At 45.2% G+C, this 22719-nt stretch carries 19 protein-coding genes; 5 read left to right on the top strand and 14 right to left on the bottom strand.

Annotated features, from left to right (window positions below; translation table 11 throughout):
* Positions 1–3: 3 nt before the first annotated feature.
* The 7 genes from rpsA to AB6D58_RS14095 form a co-directional block, all read right to left on the bottom strand.
* A complete protein-coding gene (gene rpsA, locus AB6D58_RS14125) occupies positions 4–1674 on the bottom strand; it encodes a 30S ribosomal protein S1 (protein WP_010439921.1) in 1671 nt (556 codons plus the stop codon).
* A gap of 106 nt (positions 1675–1780) precedes the next feature.
* Positions 1781–2461 (bottom strand): (d)CMP kinase, encoded by a 681-nt coding sequence (gene cmk, locus AB6D58_RS14120; protein WP_017060237.1) that lies wholly within the window; start codon positions 2459–2461, stop codon positions 1781–1783.
* Positions 2462–2753: 292 nt separating this feature from the next.
* Complete coding sequence (gene kdsB, locus AB6D58_RS14115; protein ID WP_372133369.1) at positions 2754–3500, bottom strand: 3-deoxy-manno-octulosonate cytidylyltransferase; 747 nt, start codon at positions 3498–3500, stop codon at positions 2754–2756.
* The gene (locus AB6D58_RS14110; RefSeq protein ID WP_004736429.1) at positions 3500–3679 is read right to left on the bottom strand and encodes a Trm112 family protein; all 180 of its coding nucleotides are present in this window, start codon (positions 3677–3679) and stop codon (positions 3500–3502) included. Before AB6D58_RS14110 ends, kdsB begins: the two co-directional genes overlap by 1 nt.
* A complete protein-coding gene (gene lpxK, locus AB6D58_RS14105) occupies positions 3660–4667 on the bottom strand; it encodes a tetraacyldisaccharide 4'-kinase (RefSeq protein ID WP_029235494.1) in 1008 nt (335 codons plus the stop codon). Before lpxK ends, AB6D58_RS14110 begins: the two co-directional genes overlap by 20 nt.
* 13 nt (positions 4668–4680) lie before the next feature.
* Positions 4681–6429 carry a lipid A ABC transporter ATP-binding protein/permease MsbA gene (gene msbA / locus AB6D58_RS14100; RefSeq protein WP_065584348.1) on the bottom strand — a complete coding sequence of 583 codons (1749 nt, stop codon included), beginning with the start codon at positions 6427–6429 and terminating at the stop codon, positions 4681–4683.
* A 31-nt stretch (positions 6430–6460) separates the two neighbouring features.
* Positions 6461–8791: a DNA internalization-related competence protein ComEC/Rec2 gene (locus AB6D58_RS14095; protein WP_372157581.1), complete on the bottom strand. Its 2331-nt coding sequence runs from the start codon at positions 8789–8791 to the stop codon at positions 6461–6463.
* Between the two features lie 17 nt (positions 8792–8808).
* On the opposite strand from AB6D58_RS14095, the gene AB6D58_RS14090 reads away from it, so the two are divergent.
* A complete protein-coding gene (locus AB6D58_RS14090; protein ID WP_017060232.1) occupies positions 8809–9321 on the top strand; it encodes a DUF2062 domain-containing protein in 513 nt (170 codons plus the stop codon).
* 205 nt (positions 9322–9526) lie between these two features.
* On the opposite strand, the gene lolE is transcribed toward AB6D58_RS14090, so the two are convergent.
* The 3 genes from lolE to lolC are packed head-to-tail and all read right to left on the bottom strand — an operon-like array spanning position 9527 to position 12665.
* Entirely contained in the window at positions 9527–10771 is a 1245-nt protein-coding gene (lolE, locus tag AB6D58_RS14085; RefSeq protein ID WP_017072111.1) for a lipoprotein-releasing ABC transporter permease subunit LolE, read from the bottom strand.
* Positions 10772–11464, bottom strand: a complete 693-nt coding sequence (gene lolD / locus AB6D58_RS14080; protein WP_017060230.1) for a lipoprotein-releasing ABC transporter ATP-binding protein LolD — start codon at positions 11462–11464, stop codon at positions 10772–10774. It lies immediately after the preceding gene.
* A complete protein-coding gene (gene lolC / locus AB6D58_RS14075; protein WP_372157579.1) occupies positions 11457–12665 on the bottom strand; it encodes a lipoprotein-releasing ABC transporter permease subunit LolC in 1209 nt (402 codons plus the stop codon). The genes lolD and lolC overlap by 8 nt, the downstream gene beginning before the upstream one ends.
* Positions 12666–12892: 227 nt before the next feature.
* Here lolC and AB6D58_RS14070 point away from each other — a divergent pair, with 227 nt between their 5' ends.
* The 4 genes from AB6D58_RS14070 (at position 12893) to AB6D58_RS14055 (ending at position 18444) form a co-directional block, all read left to right on the top strand.
* Positions 12893–13462, top strand: coding sequence for a hypothetical protein (locus AB6D58_RS14070; protein WP_017065300.1), 570 nt, complete (start codon positions 12893–12895; stop codon positions 13460–13462).
* Positions 13463–13468: 6 nt separating this feature from the next.
* A complete protein-coding gene (gene mfd, locus AB6D58_RS14065) occupies positions 13469–16930 on the top strand; it encodes a transcription-repair coupling factor (protein WP_372117457.1) in 3462 nt (1153 codons plus the stop codon).
* Positions 16931–16993: 63 nt separating this feature from the next.
* Positions 16994–17761, top strand: a complete 768-nt coding sequence (locus AB6D58_RS14060) for a peptidoglycan binding protein CsiV (protein ID WP_372157577.1) — start codon at positions 16994–16996, stop codon at positions 17759–17761.
* 137 nt (positions 17762–17898) lie between these two features.
* On the top strand, positions 17899–18444 hold the full coding sequence (locus tag AB6D58_RS14055; RefSeq protein WP_017060225.1) for a GNAT family N-acetyltransferase: 546 nt from the start codon (positions 17899–17901) through the stop codon (positions 18442–18444).
* 111 nt (positions 18445–18555) lie between these two features.
* On the opposite strand, the gene AB6D58_RS14050 is transcribed toward AB6D58_RS14055, so the two are convergent.
* From AB6D58_RS14050 to lpoB, 4 genes are all read right to left on the bottom strand, one after another.
* A complete protein-coding gene (locus tag AB6D58_RS14050) occupies positions 18556–19845 on the bottom strand; it encodes an NAD(P)/FAD-dependent oxidoreductase (protein WP_009847154.1) in 1290 nt (429 codons plus the stop codon).
* Positions 19846–20358: 513 nt separating this feature from the next.
* Positions 20359–20898, bottom strand: coding sequence for an alpha/beta hydrolase YcfP (gene ycfP, locus AB6D58_RS14045; protein WP_372157575.1), 540 nt, complete (start codon positions 20896–20898; stop codon positions 20359–20361).
* Between the two features lie 108 nt (positions 20899–21006).
* On the bottom strand, positions 21007–21861 hold the full coding sequence (locus AB6D58_RS14040) for a phosphotransferase (RefSeq protein ID WP_372083358.1): 855 nt from the start codon (positions 21859–21861) through the stop codon (positions 21007–21009).
* 205 nt (positions 21862–22066) lie between these two features.
* A complete protein-coding gene (lpoB, locus tag AB6D58_RS14035; protein WP_017060223.1) occupies positions 22067–22657 on the bottom strand; it encodes a penicillin-binding protein activator LpoB in 591 nt (196 codons plus the stop codon).
* Positions 22658–22719: the final 62 nt, after the last annotated feature.

Genomic DNA, 22719 nt, shown 5'->3' with positions numbered 1-22719 from the left:
CTATTATTCGCCTTTAGCAGCTTTGAATGCGTCTGCCATTGCGTTACCGAACGCGCCTTCTTCAGACTTGTTCAGTGAAGCCATTGCTTCTTGCTCATCAGCTTCATCTTTAGCTTTGATAGATAGGTTGATTACGCGGTTCTTGCGGTCTACACCAGTGAACTTCGCTTCAACGCTGTCGCCAACGCTTAGGATTAGAGATGCATCTTCGATACGGTCGCGAGAAACTTCAGAAGCGCGGATGTAACCTTCAACGCCTTCGATTAGCTCGATAGTAGCGCCTTTCGCGTCAACTGCAGTAACAGTACCGTTTACAAGAACACCTTTCTTGTTGTCAGCAACGTATGCGTTGAACGGGTCGTTTTCCATTTGCTTAACGCCAAGAGAAATACGCTCACGCTCTGCATCTACTGCTAGAACAACAGCAGAGATTTCGTCGCCTTTCTTGTATTCACGTACAGCTTCTTCGCCGGCAGCGTTCCAAGAAATGTCAGATAGGTGTACAAGACCGTCGATACCGCCTTCTAGACCGATGAAGATACCAAAGTCAGTGATAGACTTGATCTTACCAGTAACTTTGTCGCCCTTAGCTTGCATTTCTGCAAATGACTGCCATGGGTTAGCTTTACACTGTTTCAGACCTAGAGAGATACGACGACGTTCTTCGTCGATATCAAGAACCATAACCTCAACTTCGTCGCCAACATTAACAACTTTAGAAGGGTGGATGTTCTTGTTAGTCCAATCCATTTCAGAAACGTGTACTAGACCTTCAACGCCTTCTTCGATTTCAACGAAGCAGCCGTAGTCAGTTAGGTTTGTAACACGACCAGAAAGCTTGTGACCTTCTGGGTAACGCTTAGCGATTGCTACCCATGGATCTTCGCCTAGTTGCTTAAGACCTAGTGAAACACGAGTGCGCTCACGATCGAACTTAAGAACTTTAACTAGGATTTCGTCACCAACGTTAACGATCTCTGATGGGTGCTTAACGCGCTTCCAAGCCATATCTGTGATATGTAGAAGACCGTCAACACCGCCAAGGTCAACGAATGCACCGTAGTCAGTAAGGTTCTTAACGATACCTTTAACTTCAGTACCTTCTTGTAGAGTTTCAAGAAGTTCGTCACGCTCAACACTGTTTTCAGATTCGATAACAGCACGACGAGAAACAACAACGTTGTTACGCTTCTGGTCTAGCTTGATTACTTTGAACTCTAGCTCTTTGTTTTCTAGGTGAGCAGTGTCACGGATAGGACGTACGTCTACTAGAGAACCAGGAAGGAAAGCACGGATACCGTTAAGTTCAACAGTGAAACCGCCTTTAACTTTACCGTTGATGATACCAACAACAGTTTCAGCTTCTTCGCAAGCTTTCTCAAGTACGATCCAAGCTTCGTGACGCTTAGCTTTCTCACGAGAAAGTTGAGTTTCACCGAAACCATCTTCAACAGCGTCTAGAGCTACGTCTACTTCAGCACCAACTTCAACTTCAAGTTCGCCAGCAGCGTTCTTGAATTGTTCAGCAGGGATAGCAGATTCAGACTTAAGACCAGCGTCTACAAGAACGAAACCGTTCTCGATAGCTACTACAGTACCTTTAACGATGCTGCCTTGTTGGAATTCAGTTTCAGATAGAAACTCTTCAAAGAGTTGAGCAAAAGATTCAGTCATTATTTAATCTTCAATAATTAAACGTCCATGGGTATCCTACCGCATGGGGTTGATAAATTCGCCGGTCATCATCCTTGCGACCAACGTTCGTACTAGCTCGGCGAAATTACCCAGCCAGTTTCGATTCAATATAGTGTAGTGCTTTTTCTACTACCTGCTCAATATTCATTGAGGTGGAATCAAGCACTAGAGCATCCTCTGCAGGGCGAAGTGGCGCCACTGGGCGATTACGATCTCGGTCGTCTCGCTCTTGGATCTCGCTCAAAAGGTCGTCAAATTTAACATCTAACCCCTTCTGTTGCAACTGTTTAAGGCGGCGACTCGCACGCTCTTCAGCACTTGCATCTAAAAATATTTTCGCTTCAGCTTCAGGAAACACAACCGTTCCCATGTCACGGCCATCTGCAACCAAACCAGGCGCAGCGCTGAATGCACGTTGACGACGAAGCAGTGCTTCGCGAACGCGAGGTAAAGCAGCAACTTTTGAAGCCGCCATGCCAGTCTCTTCTTTACGAAGTTCACCAGACACATCTTCACCTTCTAGGATAACCTTAACTAAGTCGCCTTCAGCAATAAACTGCACGTCTAAGTGTGTAGCAAGCGGTACTAAAGCATCCTCTGATTCAGTATCCACACCATGGTGAATTGCCGCTAAAGCCAATACGCGATAGATCGCGCCTGAGTCTAGAAGATGAAAGCCTAGCTTATCTGCTAGCAACATACACAGGGTACCTTTACCTGCACCACTTGGTCCATCAACCGTAATCACTGGGCTTTGAGAAGGCATCTTTTACTCCACGTTTTGTCGTAAGTTTTATTCTGTACTAGCGATTCGCCACTACTTTATAGGCGGCATATTATAGAGAAAAATTGGAACTCGAGCGAGGTAAATCTCAGATAATTCCGTGTTGATGATGCATAAACCAATGCAACTATCTCAATATCCGTTTGCTTAGGTTAATAAGACACGCACGCGCTTTTCGATAGCGCACTTTTCGATAGATAGAAAAAAGCCTCGCAATAGGCAAGGCTCATGATTTTTCATTTTGTAGAGCAAACAAGAATTCGCTCAAAGAAGCTTAACCAATAATAGCTCGAACCGCTTCTAGGTCTTCAGGCGTATCAACACCAGCCGCAGGTGCTTCCGCCGCAACGTCTACGTGGATTTTTTCACCGTACCAAAGTACTCGTAATTGCTCTAGGAACTCAATACGTTCAAGAGTGCTTGGTTCCCAGTTAATGTAGGTATTGATAAAACCCGCTCGGTAAGCATAGATACCAATATGACGAAGCAAAGGAGATTCCGCTGCAGTACCGTTGTTCGCGTAAGCATCGCGATCCCAAGGGATGGTTGCTCGGCTAAAATACAAGGCATAACCGTCTTTATCGGTTACAACTTTAACGGCATTAGGGTTAAACACTTCATCAGCATGAGTGATTTCCACACCTAACGTTGCCATCGGAGCTGTACTGTTAGCAAGATTGTTGGCAACCTGATTAATGATCGAAGGTGGGATAAGTGGCTCATCACCTTGAACATTCACGATAATATGATCATCAGGAATATTCATAACTTCAATCACTTCAGCTAGGCGTTCAGTGCCCGATTCGTGATTCGGTGATGTCATACAAACGGTCGCGCCAAATGCTTTAGCCGCTTTTTCAACTCGAGCGTCGTCGGTAGCGATAATAACGTTATCGGCACCCGCTTTCATTGACTGTTCGTATACCCATTGAATCATCGGCTTTCCACCAATGTCAGCAAGTGGCTTCCCTGGTAAACGGCTCGATTGGTATCTTGCAGGTATAACAACCGTATAAGACATTACTTACCCTCATCCATAGAAACGGTGCGAGCTTCAGGTTCTAAAAGAACAGGAATACCCTCTTTAATTGGGTAAGCAAGGCGATCAATTTTACAAACAAGCTCTTGCTTATCCTTGTCAAAAGTTAGTTTACCTTTACATACAGGGCAAGCAACGATCTCAAGTAGACGGTGATCCATAGTATTCCATAACCTCTTTTATTCTTTTTAAAATTTGCTGTTGCGAATCTTCATCGAACTGCGCAGAAACTGGAAGATACCACCAGTTATCTTGAGCATATTCTTCGCATTTTACAGCGTCTTTTTCTGTCATAATCAGATTCATACCTTTCTTAGCTAAGGCATGAAGTTCATCTTTATCAAAATCTTGATGATCGGCGAAACCCTGTGTGAATACCACATCACCATCAAGATCTTCCAATGTTTTAAAAAAGCGCGGTGGGTGGCCAATACCGGCAAAAGCAACCAGCTTCTGTAATTCTGCCACAGACCTTTTCTGACCAGTCTTTAGGTTAACCGCTTGGCTTGGAAGCAAAGACATCGAGAACTCTCGCCCATGCGCTTTACCGCCATTGTTAACCAAAAAGTCGACTTCATCTAAACGAGATACAGGCTCTCTTAACGGGCCTAAAGGAATTAGGCATTCGCTACCAAAGCGTCTTGCGCCGTCGATAACTGCAAATTCAATGTCGCGTTCAAGCGCGTAATGCTGAAGGCCATCGTCAGTGATAATCACATCAACACCTTTGCTCAGCAATGCTTTCACTGCGTTAGCTCGCACAGGGTCGACTGCGACTGGCGCACCAGTTCGCTTACGAATCAAGCGAGGTTCATCACCCGAATGCTCTGCTGGCGTATTTTCATTCAACACTAACGGATAGCTTGGTGCTTTTGCACCGTAACCACGAGATACGACTCCGGGTTTAAAGCCGTGAGCCTGAAGCATTTCTACTAACCAAATCACAACCGGGGTTTTACCATTTCCACCAGCGGTAATATTGCCCACAACAATAACAGGTAAAGGCGGGCGGTAGGTCTCTTTCTTCCCAGAGAGGTAAGCATCACGACGTTGACCACTAATCAATTTGAACAGCAGACTCAGTGGCCACAATAGCGGCCAGAGAAGATATTTCAACGGGTGATTGTTAAACCAAATCTTTTCGATCACAACAAAACCTAATTTATCCGCTGAACTGAATTCGGTGTAATTGTGCATAAGCACCATCATGCGCGATTAGCTCAGCATGTGCGCCCCTTTCTACAATATGACCATCATCAACCACTAGAATCTCATCAGCTTGCTCGATCGTAGAGAGTCGGTGTGCGATAACTAATACTGTTTTGTCTTTCTGCAGTTCTTCTAGTGCAGATTGAATCGCTCTCTCTGACTCGGTATCCAGTGCAGACGTTGCCTCATCAAGAATCAAAACTGGTGCATCTCTCAATAGCGCTCGTGCAATCGCAATTCGCTGTCTTTGACCACCTGATAGATTACCACCATTCTCGCCAACAACCGTATCAATACCGTTTTCCATGTTTTCGATAAACTCACTCGCATGGGCAAGTTTAGCTGCATGTTCAATCTGTTCGCGGGAATATTCATCGTGTGCGGCGTAAGCGATGTTGTTCGCGACCGTATCATTAAATAGGTGCACATTTTGAGATACAAGAGCAAAGTGCTCCCGCAGGTTTCTCAATTCGTAATCACGAATGTCGTGGCCGTCAAGCTCAATTGAACCTGAGTCTACATCATAAAAACGAGTAAATAGGTTGGCAATGGTACTCTTGCCCGAGCCAGAACGCCCAACAAGCGCAACCGTTTTACCTTTCGGTATATTGAAGCTGACCTTATCAAGTGCTGGTTTCTCTGCTCCTTCATAAGTAAACGTGACATCTTTTACTGCAACTTCACCCGTTACAGATTCAGGCTTCAACGTCCCTTTGTTTTGCTCAGTATCTAGATCCATCAAACCAAATAGAGTTGTACTCGCTGCCATACCGCGTTGGAACTGAGACGTTACACTAGTTAGTGCTTTTAATGGGCGCATTAAGCCGAACATCGCAGAGAAAATAACAGTAAATGTGCCGGGGGTTAACTCAGCTCGAATAGAGTCAAAGCTAGCTAAGATCAACACAGTCACAACGGCAACAGACGCAATCATCTGAATTATTGGGTTAGCGGCTGCTTGTGCTGTTACTAACTTCATACTCTGTTGGCGCATTTGGTTACTAACTTGATCAAAACGTTGCTTCTCTATGTCTTGACCACCATAAGTTAGAACTACTTTATGTCCTTTCAACATTTGCTCTGCAGACGACGCCACATGGCCCATACTTGTCTGCATATTTTTAGAGATCTTTCTGAATCGCTTAGAAACTATGGTAATAGCCCAAGCGACAACGGGTGCGACAGCAAATAGAACTAAAGACAACTGCCAGCTATTCCAGAACATCAGCGTCAACAAGCCAATAATACTTGCACCTTCACGGACAATACTGACTAACGCCTTACTGGTTGCTGCAGACACTTGCTCTGAATCGTAAGTAATTCGAGATAGCAATGCGCCTGTCTGTTCTTTATCGAAGAAAGAAACAGGCATGTGCATGAAATGGCTGAAAATTTTACGACGAATTTCCATCACCACATTGCCAGAGACCCAGCTCAAACAATAGGTTGAAACAAAGCCACTGACACCACGAATAAACATCATGGCAAAGATAATAATAGGGAGCGTGCGTAAAAAGTCAGATTCAGCATTACCAAAGCCTTCATCAAGTAACGGCTTTAGTAAGGAAATCATATAGGTATCAGAAACGGCATTTATGATAAGCGCAATTACCGCAACACCTAGGCCGGCCTTATATAGTCGAATATAAGTCCAAAGTCTTTTAAATGTGACCCAGGTAGTTTCATCTGTTTGTGTTGACATAGAATCGCTTAATTTTCTCACAATAATCTATCTATTCTACTCCCTTACGGAGCATCTGCCTATACCACTGCCCGCCTTGTTGTTCTCTAATCGCATGATATTGCCAACCTTCTTTGCTAAGAGTGATGGTTATTTGTCCGCTTTCTCCAGTATCAAGCCAAGTACTCCCCGCTTCCTGATAGCGTTCAATAACAGACTCACTAGGCATTCCCCACTGATTGCCTTTGGCAAGAGAAGCTATCGCTAGCTGAGGGGACACCGCCCCAATAAACGGCTTAATCGATGACGAATCGCTACCATGATGCGGAACCAACATAACATCACTCCTTAGCTGTTCTCCTTCACGAGCAAGTAACCACTCACTTACCAGCTCAATATCACCAGTGAGCAACATTGAGAAATCAACACTATGATCTGAGATCTTGACCACACACGAATGTGGGTTATACGCCCTCTTCACTTGCTTTGGAGGCCACAACACCTCAAAAACTATATTTTGCCAATTCCAAACCTCTCCAATAGTACATGTTTGAATATTAGGCGGGGCTTGAGTGGTAGATTGGCGTTCTTGAATAATGTTCTGACTGGTTCGTATCCAATTTGGCGTATAGTTCTCAAGTAACGCCGGATAACCACCAGCATGGTCAGAATCGAAATGACTCACAATCACGCCTTCTAATTCATAAATCCCCCTCTGGTTTAAAGTAGGAATCAACAAAGACTCAACAACCGAGCCTCCTGGCCACGCATTGCCAAGATCATAAACAACAATCTGATTGTTCTTTTCCAAGACCAAAGACAACCCATGCCCAACATCCAAGATATCAATAGTTAGTTTGTCTTGCTGGGGTTTGCTGAACTCCCACCACAGCACAAACACTGCAGTTACCAATATCGATAATGTTCGCTTGAAATACCGACTAACAAAGCTCAAAAACAAGATAAGGAATACTGATAATGCAATCGTCTGATTATCTACTTGGATCCAAAATCGCTCAGAGAAAGGAAGACTAAATACGAGAGGCTCAAGCGATAAGTCGACTAACTTCCACAGCTGACTGACCAAATCATTGTCTAGCGCTGTTATACCAACCACGCCAGACACTGACTCCGATATTAAGCTTAGAAACATTGCCAGAAACAACAGCGGGATCGTCACCATCGATACCCAAGGCAAAAGGAACAAGTTGTAGAAAACAGAGACTAAACTGACTCCTTTGAAAAACAACATCGAGGAAGGCGCGATAAGGAATGTCAGCATCAGTTGAAGCTTAATAAGTTGGAGTGCGTGGTCGATAAATGTAAAGCTTGAAGCTGAGCGCTGAGTATTACAGGCGATATAGAAAACAGCGCCCAATGCACCAAAGGACAACCAAAAACTGCTCGACAAAGCTGAAAACGGCCAAATCAGCAGAACCACGCACACACTTAAAGTAACATACCGAAGCAAACTGATATTTTGCCCACGCCACAAGAAATAACTCGCGATAACGCACATCACCAAAGCTCTCAAAGTTGGCAGCGTGAATCCAGCAAACCAACTATAGAAATACGCCAAGCCGAGCCCGAATATTGTAGGTAACCAAAGAAATGAAGGGGAAAGTAACCTTAATATCTTGCCAATCTGATAGCCGATACCAAAGGCAATCCCAATATGCAGCCCCGAAATAGCCATCAAGTGAATCAGGCCACTGCTTTTAAGCATATCCCACCGCTGAGGCGGAATAAGGTCTCGATATCCAAAACTCAAAGCGATAATGAGATCTTGATTTGCCAGCAGACTTAACCTTTCAAGGCTGGCTTCAAACCATTGGGCGCGTAAGTTGGTGCTAGAATGAATTCGGTACTTGGTATCTGCTCTGTAAGTTGCATTGGCAACCACGCCAGCACTAAACAAGTACTTTTCTCGGTCAAAGCCGGCTTCGTTGAGTTTGCCCCATATCGGCTTTATTGAGGCCGATAAATAGACATCATCTCCAAGCGTTAGCTTGAAAGGAGTAAACAAACGCAATTTTATCAATTGAGGAAAGATTAATTTTTCGCCGCCAATTGATCTGACTACTATTACGCTTTCAAAACCGTGGCTATTTTCACTAAAAAGGCTAACAACCGACGCATTTATGGTAGTATTCTGCCCTGATTGGAATAAGCGACTCGTTTGTATTTCAATCGCATTCCCTAGGCAGATAACTAGTATCAATGCTGTTACTGGACCTCTTGCACTCCGGAAAACGCTATACTTTGTTGGTGCTAGCAGTAACAACAGCATCAATGGTGCCCAAACCCAATGTGGCATCACAGGCCAGAAGCTGGCAGACACAACTGTCGCAGCAAATGAAATCAAGAACCAAGTGTTAAACAAGAGAGTAGCTTCCTCCTATGCCAAGAAAGTTTATCAAACGATTTATGCCTGACCATGATCTAATCAAGCGTCAGAAAGCATTGAAAGTTTTTGGCAATGTTTTGTACAACCCCAACTTATGGTGCCTTAATCGTCGCTCTGCGGCTGGCGCGTTTGCTGTTGGGTTATTCATGGCGTTTGTCCCTCTACCAAGTCAAATGATTATGTCTGCAGGCCTTGCTGTCGCATGTGGCGTTAACCTGCCTTTAGCTGTCGCACTTGTTTGGATCAGTAACCCGGTTACCATGCCTGTTCTCTTCTACTTTGCTTATAAAGTCGGGGCGTTTGTTATGCATGTGCCACCGCAAGCCTTCCATTTCGAATTGTCTTGGGACTTCATCTTGGCGCAAATGAGCACTATAGGGCCTCCGTTCTTATTGGGTTGTCTGATTTGTGGCGTGGTTTCAGCAATGATTGGCTACTTTGGTATTCGCGGTTTATGGCGCTACTCAGTAGTAAGAAGTTGGAAGAAGCGACAAGCAAGGCACTGAACGCCATTTCTTGTTATTCAATCTAACCTTGTATGCGCTTCACTTAAAACGTACACAAGTTAAAATCGGATGAGCTACTTACCTCTGCAAGATTGGCATGTAACGAAAGTCGTAAAGAACACGAATTGAATTCAATAAAAAAGGATCCCACTGGGATCCTTTTTTGTATCGACTGAAAACTGACGGCCTGTTATTTAGGCGAATGCTATTTAGAACTCAGCACTGAGGCTGGATTCAACTTCGCCGCGCGTGATGCTGGGTACCATGTCGCCAGTAAACTCAGCACAATCGCAGTGCCGGAAACCACAACAACATCCGTCATATCAAGTTGTGATGGCAAGAAGTCGACAAAATAGATATCACCGGACAAGAACTGGTGATCGACCAACTTTTCAAGTCCTTTGATTAGTGTCGTGAGATTAAGAGCGACTAGCACACCTATTGCACTGCCCACTAAACTGCCTAACACGCCTGAGAATACGCCCTGCCAAACAAAGATGCGCTTCACAAGGCCGTCTGATGCACCCATGGTTCTTAAAATCGCGATCTCTGATGCTCTGTCTTTTACTGCCATCATTAGCGTCGAGACAATATTGAAACAAGCCACACCAATAACCAGTACCATCACCAGATACATGATGGTACGAACGAGTTGGATATCTCGATACAAGAAACCAAACTTCTGCTGCCAGCTTCGTAGATACACATACACATCAAGCTGATTGCCCACTTCACGCACAATAGAGTTCGCGTTCAGCACATCGGTCACTTTCAAAGAAACCCCAGTTACCGCCTCACCTAAGTTTGCGTAGACCTGAGCATCACCAATCGGGATTAGCGCCAAACTGTGATCTATCTGACCATTAAGCGTCAGCAAGCCAACCACTTTCACTCGAACACGTTTTGGTGCCTGAACCTTCACAGAACCGTTTACCGTCGGAATCATCAAAGTCAGATAATCACCGACTTTCGCACCCAGCACATTCGCTACACCAGAACCCAAAATGATCTGTTGTTGCCCTGCCTTAAACTCGCTCCAAGCTTGCTTATCGATAAAACTCGATAGGCTTGATACCTGTTGTTCTAGCTGCGGATCAACGCCGCGAACTTCAATTGCTTTGAGTTCTTTGCCCTTTTCAGCAAGCGCAGTAATTTTCACATAAGGCGCAGCAGCAACGACTTTATCGTGCTTAACCGACTCCTCAATCACGTGCTCCCAACGAGTCACAGGCTCATTCACGCCTTCAAATTCACCATGAGGAATGACAGAAAGTACTCGTGATTGAAGCTCTCGCTCAAAGCCATTCATCGCAGATAAGCCGATAATGATCACCGCGACACCAACCGCAATACCAATCGTCGAAGACAATGAGATGAACGACACCATCTTGTCTCGTTGTTTCGCACGGCTAAATCGGCCGCCTATCAATAGAGATAAAGAGGAAAACACTTAGCTCTCCTCTTTTTCTACGTTGACCAGTAAACCATCTTGCATGTGAAGTTGGCGATCCATCTTACCGGCAAGTTCACCATCGTGAGTCACGACCAAAAAGGCAGTATCGTATTCACGGTTCAGTTCACGCATTAAGTCGTAAATAGACAGTGCGGTGTTATGGTCAAGGTTACCGGTTGGTTCATCCGCCAACACTAGCGCAGGCTTATTCACCAATGCACGAGCAATCGCCACACGTTGCCTCTCGCCACCAGAAAGCTCTGAAGGTCGGTGGTCCACGCGGTGACTCAATCCAACTTTGTCCAACAAACGTTGTGCTTCTTGCTTTGCTTTAGCGGGCTTTTCGCCGCCAATCAATAACGGCATCGCCACGTTTTCTAAAGCTGAAAAGTCAGATAGAAGATGATGGAACTGATACACAAAGCCAAGATGCTGGTTGCGAAGCTTCGCCTGCTTATTCGAACTCAAAGATGCTAAATCTTGACCAAGAAAACTCACACTGCCCGCAGAAGCATCGTCTAATGCGCCTAAGATATGCAGTAAGGTACTTTTGCCCGAGCCAGAGGTACCGATGATTGCTACTAGCTCACCCTTTTCGATGTCAAAGCTGACTCCCTTGAGCACCTCAGTATCTAACGAGCCTTCACGGTACGTTTTACGGATATCATTACATTGAAGAAAATTACTCATAACGAAGGGCCTCAGCAGGTTTCACAGACGATGCACGATAAGAAGGGAATACAGTGGCAATCAGGCTAAGTGCAATAGCCAGAACCACAACAACAGCGATTTGAATTGGGTTAATCAAAATAGGTAACTGACCACCAAACGAGAATAGAGCAACACCCATCGCTTCTAAAATCGGGTTAAGGTTCATTGCCAGAACAACACCTAGTGCGCCGCCGGATAGTGCGCCAATCACGCCACTACTCGCGCCCTGAACCATAAAGATGCCCATCACTTGGCCGTCAGTCATGCCCTGAGTTTTAAGTATCGCGACCTCAGATTGTTTCTCCATCACCACCATAATCAGCGCAGAGATAATATTAAATGCAGCAACCCCGATGATCAGACCAAGCATTAGGCCCATCATGTTTTTCTCCATACGAACCGCTTGGAACAGCTCGCCACGTTGGTCACGCCAATCGCTCCACAACCATCCATCAGGTAAGGGTTGGTTCGATAGTTCCGCGACTTCAAATGGGTCTTCAAAAAACAGTCGCCAACCTGAAATGGTGTCTGACTTATAACGCATCAAACGCCCAGCATCTTGGATATCCGTCACCATCAGTTGAGCGTCGATATCAGAACCTGTATTGAAAATACCGGCAACGGTGAAATTTCGTTGGCTTGGAATACGACCTAACGGGGTGTACTGGCTCGCGCTGGTCACCATCAGGCGAACTTTGTCACCCATAGATACCTTCAAATTTCTCGCCAAGGTGTGACCAAGAAATAGCTGATATTGCCCAGCTTGAAGTGAAGACAATCTGCCCGCAATCAAGTGGTTTTGAAGAGGGTCATCTGAATTAGGTTCAATACCGATTAATAGCCCCGCAGATAACTGAGCCGGACTCTGAATCACCGCCTCACTGCGGACAATCGGTTCAACGTGACCATTAAGCGAGATTTGCTCTGCAAAATTAGGCGCTTGGGCAGAAAGAGAGGTGGTGCCACCTTGCTCATAAACCACCGCTTGAGGAAGAACACCAAGAATTCGGTCTTTTAACTGCGCTTCGAATCCATTCATTACCGATAAAACAGTAATCAGAGACAGCACACCAATGGTGATACCTGCTGTCGACATATAAGAAACAAAACGGCTAAAGCGATCACCTGAACGGCCTTTCAAATAACGCAGGCCAACAAACACTGAAATAGGATGAAACATACTTTGAACCATCAAAAAGGGATGCGGGTTAATGTAACGGGTATTGCTGTTACTGTGTAGGGGTTAATTGAAAATATAGAGTGAATTAACTCAATTAGTTAGGCTTGAAAAACAGAACCTTGTCAAATAGCCAAATTTCAAACAACTATTTGAGACTTTCAATTAACTGACCTTGATTACTGCGGCCACATAGCGATAATCAATAGATCACTTCAAGGAACTAACGCATGACAGAACAAGAGTTTTTCACCGTTCACCATAGCCTTACCGCTAATATTGAACCAATGGACAGCGGCTTCACTTTACCTTCTCAAATTCAATTCGAATCTGAGATCCCAGCACCATTTGTGGTGGCAAGTGAATTTAGCCAATTGGATCTGTTAGCTGACAGCGCTCGAGCGGAACTGAAAAACAGCGACTTGAAGAATGTCACCAGTTTATTGGATGCACAAAACTCAAAATTAAACCTCTTGTTGAGCTTTATGTTATCGCAGCAAGATGATGAGAAATTTCGCACTCACACCTATTCATTTGGTGCGAGTCAGTTTTCCTGCTTTTCAAAAGCAGACATCGAACCGGGTCGCTTAGTAAAAGCCAAACTTTTTCTAGAGCACCCAGCTGCAGCCATTTATTGCTACGCAGAAGTATTTGCTAGCGAGGCGAAAGACTCAGGTTTCGAAATCAAATTTAAATACGCTCATCTTCGCGATACCGACCAAGACCTGCTAATTAAAGCGGCACTTTATCAACAACAGAAACTCTTGCGTCAACGCTCTCTAGACCGAGATAACAAGTAAATTAACATGACCAAAAAATCCATATTTACACTACCTAAACTTAAAGGTGCCGGTGACAAAAAGCACATCGGTAACCTAGTCGGTTCGTCTCTCGCTCTTGCCATTGCCAAACTCGCAGAGCAACACAACAGCCATACCGTCTTGGCTGTACCCGACCCACAAGTGGCGCTTAAGCTTCAATCTGAAATTGAACAGTTTACGGCACATGAAGTCGCATTATTCCCTGACTGGGAAACGCTGCCATACGATAGCTTCTCGCCGCACCAAGAGATCATCTCAGATCGTATCGCACGCCTTTACGCACTGCCAACACTAAAAGATGGCATCACGATCGTTCCGATCAGCACGTTATTGCAACGCCAGTCACCGCGTGACTTTTTGCTACAACACACGTTAATGGTGAAAACGGGCGATCTCTACTCTTTAGAGAAACTGCGTCTACAGCTTGAAAAATCCGGCTATCGCTACGTTGATCAAGTGTTTGGCCCAGGTGAATACGCAAGTCGTGGTTCGATTCTCGACCTGTTCCCGATGGGCAGCAAAGACCCGTATCGTATCGATTTCTTCGATGATGAGATCGATACCATTCGTACCTTCGATCCTGAAAACCAGCGTTCTATCGAAGACATCTCTGAGATCCGCCTGCTGCCTGCTCACGAATTCCCAACCTCGGAAACGGCGATTGAAGATTTCCGTATTCGTTGGCGCCAACAGTTTGATGCGCGCCGCGAACCAGAATCGGTTTATATGCAGGTTTCTAAGGGTACTTGGCCTGCTGGTATCGAGTACTGGCAACCGCTGTTCTTCGATCACACAGAAACCTTGTTTGATTACGTTGCCGATGAAGCGCAACTGCTGATTCTAGGTGATGTCGAGACTGCAGTAGACTCATTCCTAACGGACGTTGCTCATCGATACGAACAGCGCGGTGTTGACCCATTACGGCCACTTCTCACGCCTGAACAACTGTGGCTGAAGAAAGACGAGCTGTTTGCTCACTTCAAACAGAAGCCACAAGTCAATCTGAGCTTAGATTCAATTGAAGAGAAAGCTGGACGTACCAACCTTCCGGTTGTGTCTCTTCCTGATCTCAGTGTTCAGCATCAGAATAAAGAACCACTCGCAAACCTAAGAAAGTTCACTGAAGCCTTCGAAGGAAAAGTGGTCTTTTCGGTTGAATCAGAAGGTCGTCGTGAAGCGCTGAGTGAACTGCTTCGTGGTATTAAAGTACGACCAAGCGAAGTTGAAAACCTCGATGCCTCAATTAAAGGCAAAGACAAGTTCAGCCTCATCCTTGGCTCTGCTGAACACGGTTTTATCCATGAAGAGCAAAACATCGCCCTTATCTGTGAAAGCGACCTGTTGGGTGATCGCGTTGTTCAGCGCCGTAAGAAAGACAAAAAAAGCGTTAACAGCGACACTGTCATTCGTCACTTAGCCGAACTTAAACCAGGTCAACCTGTAGTGCACATTGACCACGGTATTGGTCGCTACATCGGCTTGCAGACACTCGAAGCCGGTGGCATGAAAACCGAATACGTGACACTTGAGTACCAAAACGATGCCAAGCTGTACGTGCCCGTTGCGTCTTTGAACCTTATTGGACGTTACTCTGGTGGCGCCGAAGATTCTGCACCGCTACATAAACTCGGTGGCGAAGCGTGGCAAAAAGCGCGTAAACGCGCCGCAGAAAAAGTCCGTGACGTTGCAGCCGAACTGCTTGATGTTTACGCTAAGCGTGAGCTAAAACCTGGCTACAAGTTTGTGCTCGACCGTGGCCAATACGCGACCTTCAAATCTGGCTTCCCGTTTGAAGAAACCGATGACCAAGCGATGGCCATCAATGCTGTTATGTCTGATATGTGCCAAGCCAAAGCCATGGACCGTTTGGTGTGTGGTGATGTTGGCTTTGGTAAAACCGAAGTCGCGATGCGTGCAGCATTCGTTTGTACCGACAACAGCAAACAAGTAGCGGTTTTAGTTCCTACTACTCTACTTGCTCAGCAACACTTCGAAAACTTCCGTGACCGTTTCGCCAACTTGCCGATTCGTGTTGAGGTTCTATCCCGATTCAAATCAGCTAAAGAGCAAAAACTAATCATGCAAGATGTCGCCGACGGTAAAGTGGATATCCTAGTCGGGACTCACAAGCTGCTTTCGAGCGATATTAAGTTTAAAGACCTAGGCCTGCTGGTTGTCGATGAAGAACACAGATTTGGTGTACGTCAGAAAGAGAAAGTGAAAGCGATGCGTGCGGATGTCGATATTCTAACGCTTACTGCGACACCGATCCCGCGAACGCTGAACATGGCAATGAGTGGCATGCGTGACCTTTCGATCATCGCTACACCACCCGCACGACGCTTGGCAATTAAAACCTTCGTTCGCGAGAGTGATGATGCCATCGTCAGAGAAGCGGTGCTGCGTGAAATCATGCGTGGTGGCCAGGTTTACTTCCTACACAACCAAGTCGACACGATTGAGAAAACAGCAGAGTCATTGCAAAAGCTGATTCCAGAGGCGCGCGTGACTGTAGCTCATGGCCAGATGCGAGAGCGCGAACTGGAACGCATCATGAATGACTTCTACCACCAGCGCTTCAACTTACTGGTGTGTACAACCATCATTGAAACCGGTATCGACGTACCAACGGCAAATACCATCTTGATGGACAGAGCCGATAACCTTGGTTTAGCACAGCTGCACCAATTACGTGGTCGTGTAGGTCGTTCGCACCACCAAGCTTATGCTTACTTGTTAACGCCACACCCTAAAGCAATGACCAAAGATGCGATCAAGCGATTGGATGCGATAGCTTCGCTCGAAGACTTGGGCGCAGGCTTTACCCTAGCAACTCACGATTTAGAGATTCGTGGTGCGGGTGAGCTGTTGGGTGATGAACAGAGTGGTCAAATCCAGTCGGTTGGTTTCACCTTGTACATGGAGATGCTTGAACAAGCGGTTGAAGCGTTGAAAGAAGGTCGAGAGCCTTCGCTTGATGATCTATTGCGTGAACAAACTGAAATTGAGATGCGTCTGCCTGCACTATTGCCAGACGACTATATTCCAGACATCAACACGCGTTTATCAACATACAAACGTATTGCGAGTGTGAGTGACACCGACGAATTGGCAGAGTTGAAAGTCGAGCTGATTGATCGCTTCGGCCTTCTGCCTGATGCAACCAAGAACTTGTTATCAGTTTCTGAGCTAAAATTAGCCGCAGCGTCTATCAAAGCGAAGAAAATTGAAGCCCACGATAAGGGTGGATTCTTAGAATTCTACCCGGATGCTGACATAAACCCGACCTACCTTGTTAAACTGTTGCAATCTCAACCGCAAAAGTTTTCAATGGAAGGACCAACAAAGTTCAAGTTTACGATACCATTGGTCGACAGACGGAAGCGAATTCAATTTGTTAGTGATTTATTGGGCGAATTCAGACAAAACTTGCTGCCTTCAGCATAAGACCCAATCCACTTGCACATATAAATTATCCAGCCGGTAGTTCGGCTGGAAGACGGAGTAAAAATGAAAAGACTGATCCCACTGCTACTATTGTTCGTCTCACTGCCAAGTTTGGCGCAGAGACAATTTGATATAGAAGTGATCATTTTTAAGCGCGCTGTTGATGCAGAGAAGGTGAACGAATCTTGGCCAAATACACAGCCTAAGATTTCACTTGAACGCGTTGGTTCATTTCAAGATACCCAATACCGAGCAAAGAAAAGCGTTCAAATGCTACCTTACTCGGAATACAAGTTAACGCCTCAGAAAGACAAGCTACGTAAACACGCTGGCTTTGAAGTTCTGATGCATACCGCTTGGCGTCAAGGCGACCAAGGTAAGAGCTCGGCACCCGTTTTCCATATTCAAGCAGGTAAAGATTTCTCTAAACAGTTTAATGCTGATGGCTCTGAAAAAGGCGCAATCACTGCAGGCAGCGCTGATGGGTTCCAAGAAGAGACCATTGATAAGCCACTCTACGAATTAGACGGCAAGCTGCAAATCTACGTTCAGCACTACCTATACGCTGAAACGACATTAGATTTAAAAGCGCCAAGCGTTCGTGAAGTGACTCTACAAGAGCAACAAATTGAGCTAGATTCACCAGTAAGTGGCGCAGAAAGCAACGTCCAGGTGGGCAATCTAACTGAAATTTCTCCGACGGTTGAAGTCCAAGAGTTCCTTAAGAGCTACCGCATGGACCAAAAACGTCGTATGCGCAGTACAGAAACTCATTACCTTGACCACCCACTTCTTGGAATGGTGATTCAAGTTAGACGTGTAGCGCAGTAAATTACTTGCCGATTCGGCTATAATTATATAAATAATTCAATCCGCCCTCCTAGTGAGGGCGTTTTATTAAGTGCTATCTATCTTTATTCTGTACTGACTCTCTTTGCTCAGTACTTACACGTTACTTGGTACGCTCTATGAGCCCTGAATTTCAGATCAACACACAAAATCTTAGCCTTAAAATCATTGAGGCCTCAGATGCTCAAGAATTTTCTCAGCTGGTTAAGTCCTCCCCTAGCTTGCTGCCATGGGTCGACTGGTGTCATAAAGAGTTTTCTATCGTCGAGGCCGAGAAATTTATTCTGGCAACTCGCCTGAACTGGGTGAAAGCCGATGCGTTTGGCTTTGGCATCTTTGAACGAAAAAGCGATAAGTTAGTCGGTATGGTTGCCATTAATGAGCTTTACCACACCTTTAATATGGCGAGTTTAGGTTATTGGGTCGGTGATGACTTTCAAAGGAGAGGGATCGCCAAAGAAGCGATGTTCGCCCTATTTGAATTTTGTTTCGCGCAACTCAAGTTAACGCGTTTGGAGATTGTCTGCGATACCGAGAACCTACCCAGCCAAAAGTTGATCGAGAAGTGTGGCGCTGAGCGAGAAACCATTGCCCAGAATCGATTTCTGTTTAACGGTAAGCCGAAAGATGGCGTGGTTTATTCTGTGCTACCTCCAACGTCTTAACAGCAGAAATGAGTTCAACACCTGCGATAATCCATAATCGACACGATCAAAAAAGAGCTCCGAAGAGCTCTTTTTTATTATCAGCGTAATGCTCTGAGAAGGCTTACCTGATTAGTGAAGCTTTAGGTTTGGACGAAGTACACGGTTAATACGACCAACCAGCATCATCAGTGATGTTTTGATTAAGCCGTGAAGCGCCATCTGGTGCATGCGGTACAAAGAGATGTAAACCACACGAGCAATACGACCTTCGACCATCATCGAGCCTTTCGTCAGGTTACCCATCAAGCTACCTACCGTAGAGAAACGGCTAAGTGAAACTAGCGAGCCTTTGTCTTTGTAGATGTAGTCTTTCAGGTCACGACCGTTCAACTTAGCAATGATGTTGCTGAATGCACAGCTTGCCATTTGGTGAGCCGCTTGGGCACGTGGCGGAACGAATGAACCGTCTGCTTGTGTACATTGCGCCAAGTCACCGATTGCAAAGATGTTGTCATCCAGTGTTGTTTGCAGCGTGTTCTTCACAACCAACTGGTTGATACGGTTGGTTTCAAGACCACCGATATCTTTCATGAAATCTGGTGCTTTGATACCTGCTGCCCATACCATGATTTGAGCTGGGATCTTGTCACCATCTTTGGTTGTTAGGCCGTCAGAATCCGCCTGAGTCACCATCGTATTCGTACGAACGTTCACACCAAGCTTGGTTAGCTCAGAGTGTGCTGCACTTGAAATACGAGGAGGTAGAGCTGGAAGAATACGCTCACCCGCTTCAACTAGGTTTACGTTCAGCTTGCTTGAATCTAGGTCGCCGAAGCCGTAAGTACGAAGTTCTTTAACGGCGTTGTGTAGCTCTGCAGAAAGCTCTACACCAGTTGCACCAGCACCAACAATCGCGATGTCTACCGTGCCTTGACCGTTCTTAGCGTGAAGCTTTAAGAACTGATTGTTCATTTCTGTACGGAAACGGTGTGCTTGCTCTGGGCTATCAAGGAAAATACAGTTGTCACGAACGCCTGGAGTGTTGAAGTCGTTTGACGTTGAGCCTAGCGCCATCACTAGAATATCGTATTCAAGTTCACGGCTTGGCATCAGCAGTTCACCGTGCTCGTCTGTAAGCTCGCTTAGTGCAATCACTTTACGCTCACGATCGATGTCGTTCAGGCTGCCCATTTGGAAATCGAAGTAATGGTTTTTTGCGTGCGCACGGTAGCTTAACGCATCAACACCCTCGTCCAATGAACCCGTTGCTACTTCATGAAGTAATGGTTTCCATAGGTGGCTTGCTTTACGGTCTACCAGAGTAATCTGGGCACGTTTCTTACGACCTAAAGTGCGGCCTAGCTTAGTTGCTAGTTCTAAACCACCAGCACCGCCGCCTACTACGATAATTTTTGTCACAATGACAATCCTCTTACAAAATGAATAAATGGGGTTCGGCTCGATTACTCCAACCGATAAATTCTATGTATCTACTCGGCCTTGAATGCGAAGGCTGTTACAAATTGGGTTACCGCGAAAAAGAATAACGACAGCTCACCGAGTAGTTAGAGGGGTTACAAACAACAAATAATGGTTTGTTGCTTTGCTCACGTGGATATAAAAGGTGACTACCTGAGAGGCAGAACACAAATTATGGGCAAGTTTTTTCACTCGCTCTCAATTTTTTTTGATATTTGTCAAAATATTTTGCTTGGGAACATTATATATAGCAAAAAGATGACCGCAACAAAAAAATCCTTACCCTCAATGAGGATTCGCGACTAATTAGTTAACGTTTGCGCAAACTGATCTATAAATGCACAAACCGACCGATAAAACATATACAACTACTTTATCAATACCAGTCTCTAAGATTCAGATGTGAAAAAGCAGCACTCATTGAGCACTGCTTTTATAAAACATCTGGATTGATTAAGCGTTTTTGAACGCTTTCATTGCTTGAAGATGTTGAGAGATCTTTTTGAATTTATGACTCTCTTTCTCATCCCAGATTACATCGTAGTAATCTTCTAGCGCGGCAGCTGTTTTGGTATTGTCGTGAATTTCATCTTCACGAGAAAGCACCACTAAACAGCGTCCTTTGTTTTTCATACGGTACTGAGCAACACATTTAGTTGCGATGTCTTCGTACTCTTCTGGACGGTCAATTCGACCTACCATGTTGTTTTCAGGTTGCAAGTTTGGATTGAAAATCACCTGCTTAATCCCACACAAGAAACCAATGCGCTCAGACCAGAAACCACCTAAACCTACACCACAAATAATTGGATGCGGATCATCTGATTGCTCTATCACTTTATGCACTTCTTTTAGCAAATGCTGCATATCGTGTTTTGGATGCAAAGTACTGTAGTTGATGAAACGAACGTCATCATCAATGAATTGCAACTGCAGTATTTTTTCGTGATTGCCCGGGCTTGTTGAGTCGAAGCCATGTAGATAGATAATCATTGTACCTCCCCCGTTGAATATTGGTACGTTTTGATCAATCTAACACGAAAAACAAGGTTTTAAAGGTAACAGCTGAGAAATTATATTTTTCACTTCCTAAACGTGATCCTAGCTACATAAAGTGTGACTCAGAGCCTCCGCTTCACGCAGATAACTTTCATCGCCCCAAAGCTGATGAGCAAGTAAATACCATAGCATCGCCATCATCTGGCTTCTTGGTAACCATGCTTCTACACCATCAAGCCAAGGCTGAACATCATGGATTCCTCGCAGCTGACAGTACTTCTCAACCGCTTCTGTGACTGGCGCGCCAGCAACCGCAATGGTTAATGTTAAATCGAGCCTAGGGTCTGCGAGCGCAGCGTATTCCCAATCAATAATCTTAATGCAGTCACTGTTTCTCACTAGGTTATAACCACCTAAGTCAAAATGGCACAAAGACAGGTCAACATTGGTAATACTCGGAGCCACGCGCCACTCTTGATAAATCTTAGTGCAGGCTTCGGTCTTATGAATCGCATCAAGCTGCAGCCAGTAATGGTCGACTCGCGCCGTGAAACTGAATGGTTGCAGTGGTAATCGCGCAGTATTAACCAGATGAACAGAGGTCAGCGTTTTCAACAGGTCATCGAGTTCTAGATCTTCGTAAAGTGTCTCACCCGCAATCCACTCAACCAGTAACCCCTGCTCATTCACTACCATTGGGCTTGGCCCGATACCGAGTCGCTCAATGGCAGACAGCACTTGGTACTCTTCATGGCGAGAAATGAAGAACGCTTTGGTGATAGGTGTGGTTGGCCGCCAAACATACGCAGTACCATCGGCATCGACCAACTTCCAACATCGATTGGTCAAACCGCCTGTTAATGTCTGTGCTCTAACTGGAGGCTCAGAAAAGTAACCGTCAAGCGAACTCAAACTGGTATCAAGAAGCTTAGCCTCAGACCAAGAAAAAATTGCCATATTTACTCCCTATAAACGTCTTAACTGCCCTATAAACGTCTTCATTCCCTACAAAAAAGACACTGACCAAAAGCCAGTGTCTCTTCATAAACAGCACATCATGCACTGCATTGGCGTGTGACCAAGCTATACGCTGTCAAGATTAAGCGCCGCCAATACTAGACATTGTCAAATCCGGCTGCGCATAGTTGGCAAGTAAGCGAAATTAAAGGCCTAGTAGGCTCTTAGATTGTTGCTTACGGATTTCAGTCTCGTCAGCCCATTCAATCAAGCCAGACTCAAGATCCATTAGACGCATCGTCATTTTGTAGTATACGTCTTCATCGCTACCCGCTTTCTTAACGATGCTTGATAGGTTGCCGTACAGCATGTACTGAGCACCAACCATTTTACCGAATTGAATCGCTGAACTTTGGTTTACAAGCTCATCGTTGTTTTGGAAGTTCAATTGGTCACGAACAGACTCTACACGGTCCATATCAACGAAACGGAACTTACCAGAGTTCAGCATCTTAGTACTGATAGTGTCAGTGATTGACTCAGTATCGATGTGCTCACTTGTTTTGTTCTTGATTCGCTCTACAAACACGATTGGACGCTGTTCACGAGTAATGTAAGACACAGAACCAGACGCCATCATGCTATCGACCATTTCACCCGCAATCGTTTGAAGGTCAGTTGAACCGAAATCGATTGTCGTGGTTTCTACTGCTTGTGCATCACCGTAGCTTACCTTGTTTGAACAACCGCCTAAAATAACCGCTAAACCTAGTAGCGCAATGACACTCTTTTTCATTTTGTTTCCTCAACTTATCACTGAGCGGGGTTACCCACACTCTTAAATTCTTGTATTTACGA

The organism is Vibrio sp. 10N.239.312.D08 (assembly GCF_041466145.1).
Taxonomy (GTDB): domain Bacteria; phylum Pseudomonadota; class Gammaproteobacteria; order Enterobacterales; family Vibrionaceae; genus Vibrio; species Vibrio crassostreae_C.
The sequence above is the reverse complement of the archived record's forward strand: the minus strand, read 5'-3'. Positions and strand labels throughout refer to the sequence as shown.

Bases quoted from the DNA above. Each gene is read 5' to 3' on its own strand.
- rpsA (WP_010439921.1), bottom strand. From the start codon at position 1,674: ATGACTGAATCTTTTGCTCAACTCTTTGAAGAGTTTCTATCTGAAACT.
- cmk (WP_017060237.1), bottom strand. From the start codon at position 2,461: ATGCCTTCTCAAAGCCCAGTGATTACGGTTGATGGACCAAGTGGTGCA.
- kdsB (WP_372133369.1), bottom strand. From the start codon at position 3,500: ATGTCTTATACGGTTGTTATACCTGCAAGATACCAATCGAGCCGTTTA.
- AB6D58_RS14110 (WP_004736429.1), bottom strand. From the start codon at position 3,679: ATGGATCACCGTCTACTTGAGATCGTTGCTTGCCCTGTATGTAAAGGT.
- msbA (WP_065584348.1), bottom strand. From the start codon at position 6,429: ATGTCAACACAAACAGATGAAACTACCTGGGTCACATTTAAAAGACTT.
- AB6D58_RS14090 (WP_017060232.1), top strand. From the start codon at position 8,809: ATGCCAAGAAAGTTTATCAAACGATTTATGCCTGACCATGATCTAATC.
- lolD (WP_017060230.1), bottom strand. From the start codon at position 11,464: ATGAGTAATTTTCTTCAATGTAATGATATCCGTAAAACGTACCGTGAA.
- lolC (WP_372157579.1), bottom strand. From the start codon at position 12,665: ATGTTTCATCCTATTTCAGTGTTTGTTGGCCTGCGTTATTTGAAAGGC.
- AB6D58_RS14070 (WP_017065300.1), top strand. From the start codon at position 12,893: ATGACAGAACAAGAGTTTTTCACCGTTCACCATAGCCTTACCGCTAAT.
- mfd (WP_372117457.1), top strand. From the start codon at position 13,469: ATGACCAAAAAATCCATATTTACACTACCTAAACTTAAAGGTGCCGGT.
- AB6D58_RS14060 (WP_372157577.1), top strand. From the start codon at position 16,994: ATGAAAAGACTGATCCCACTGCTACTATTGTTCGTCTCACTGCCAAGT.
- AB6D58_RS14055 (WP_017060225.1), top strand. From the start codon at position 17,899: ATGAGCCCTGAATTTCAGATCAACACACAAAATCTTAGCCTTAAAATC.
- ycfP (WP_372157575.1), bottom strand. From the start codon at position 20,898: ATGATTATCTATCTACATGGCTTCGACTCAACAAGCCCGGGCAATCAC.
- AB6D58_RS14040 (WP_372083358.1), bottom strand. From the start codon at position 21,861: ATGGCAATTTTTTCTTGGTCTGAGGCTAAGCTTCTTGATACCAGTTTG.
- lpoB (WP_017060223.1), bottom strand. From the start codon at position 22,657: ATGAAAAAGAGTGTCATTGCGCTACTAGGTTTAGCGGTTATTTTAGGC.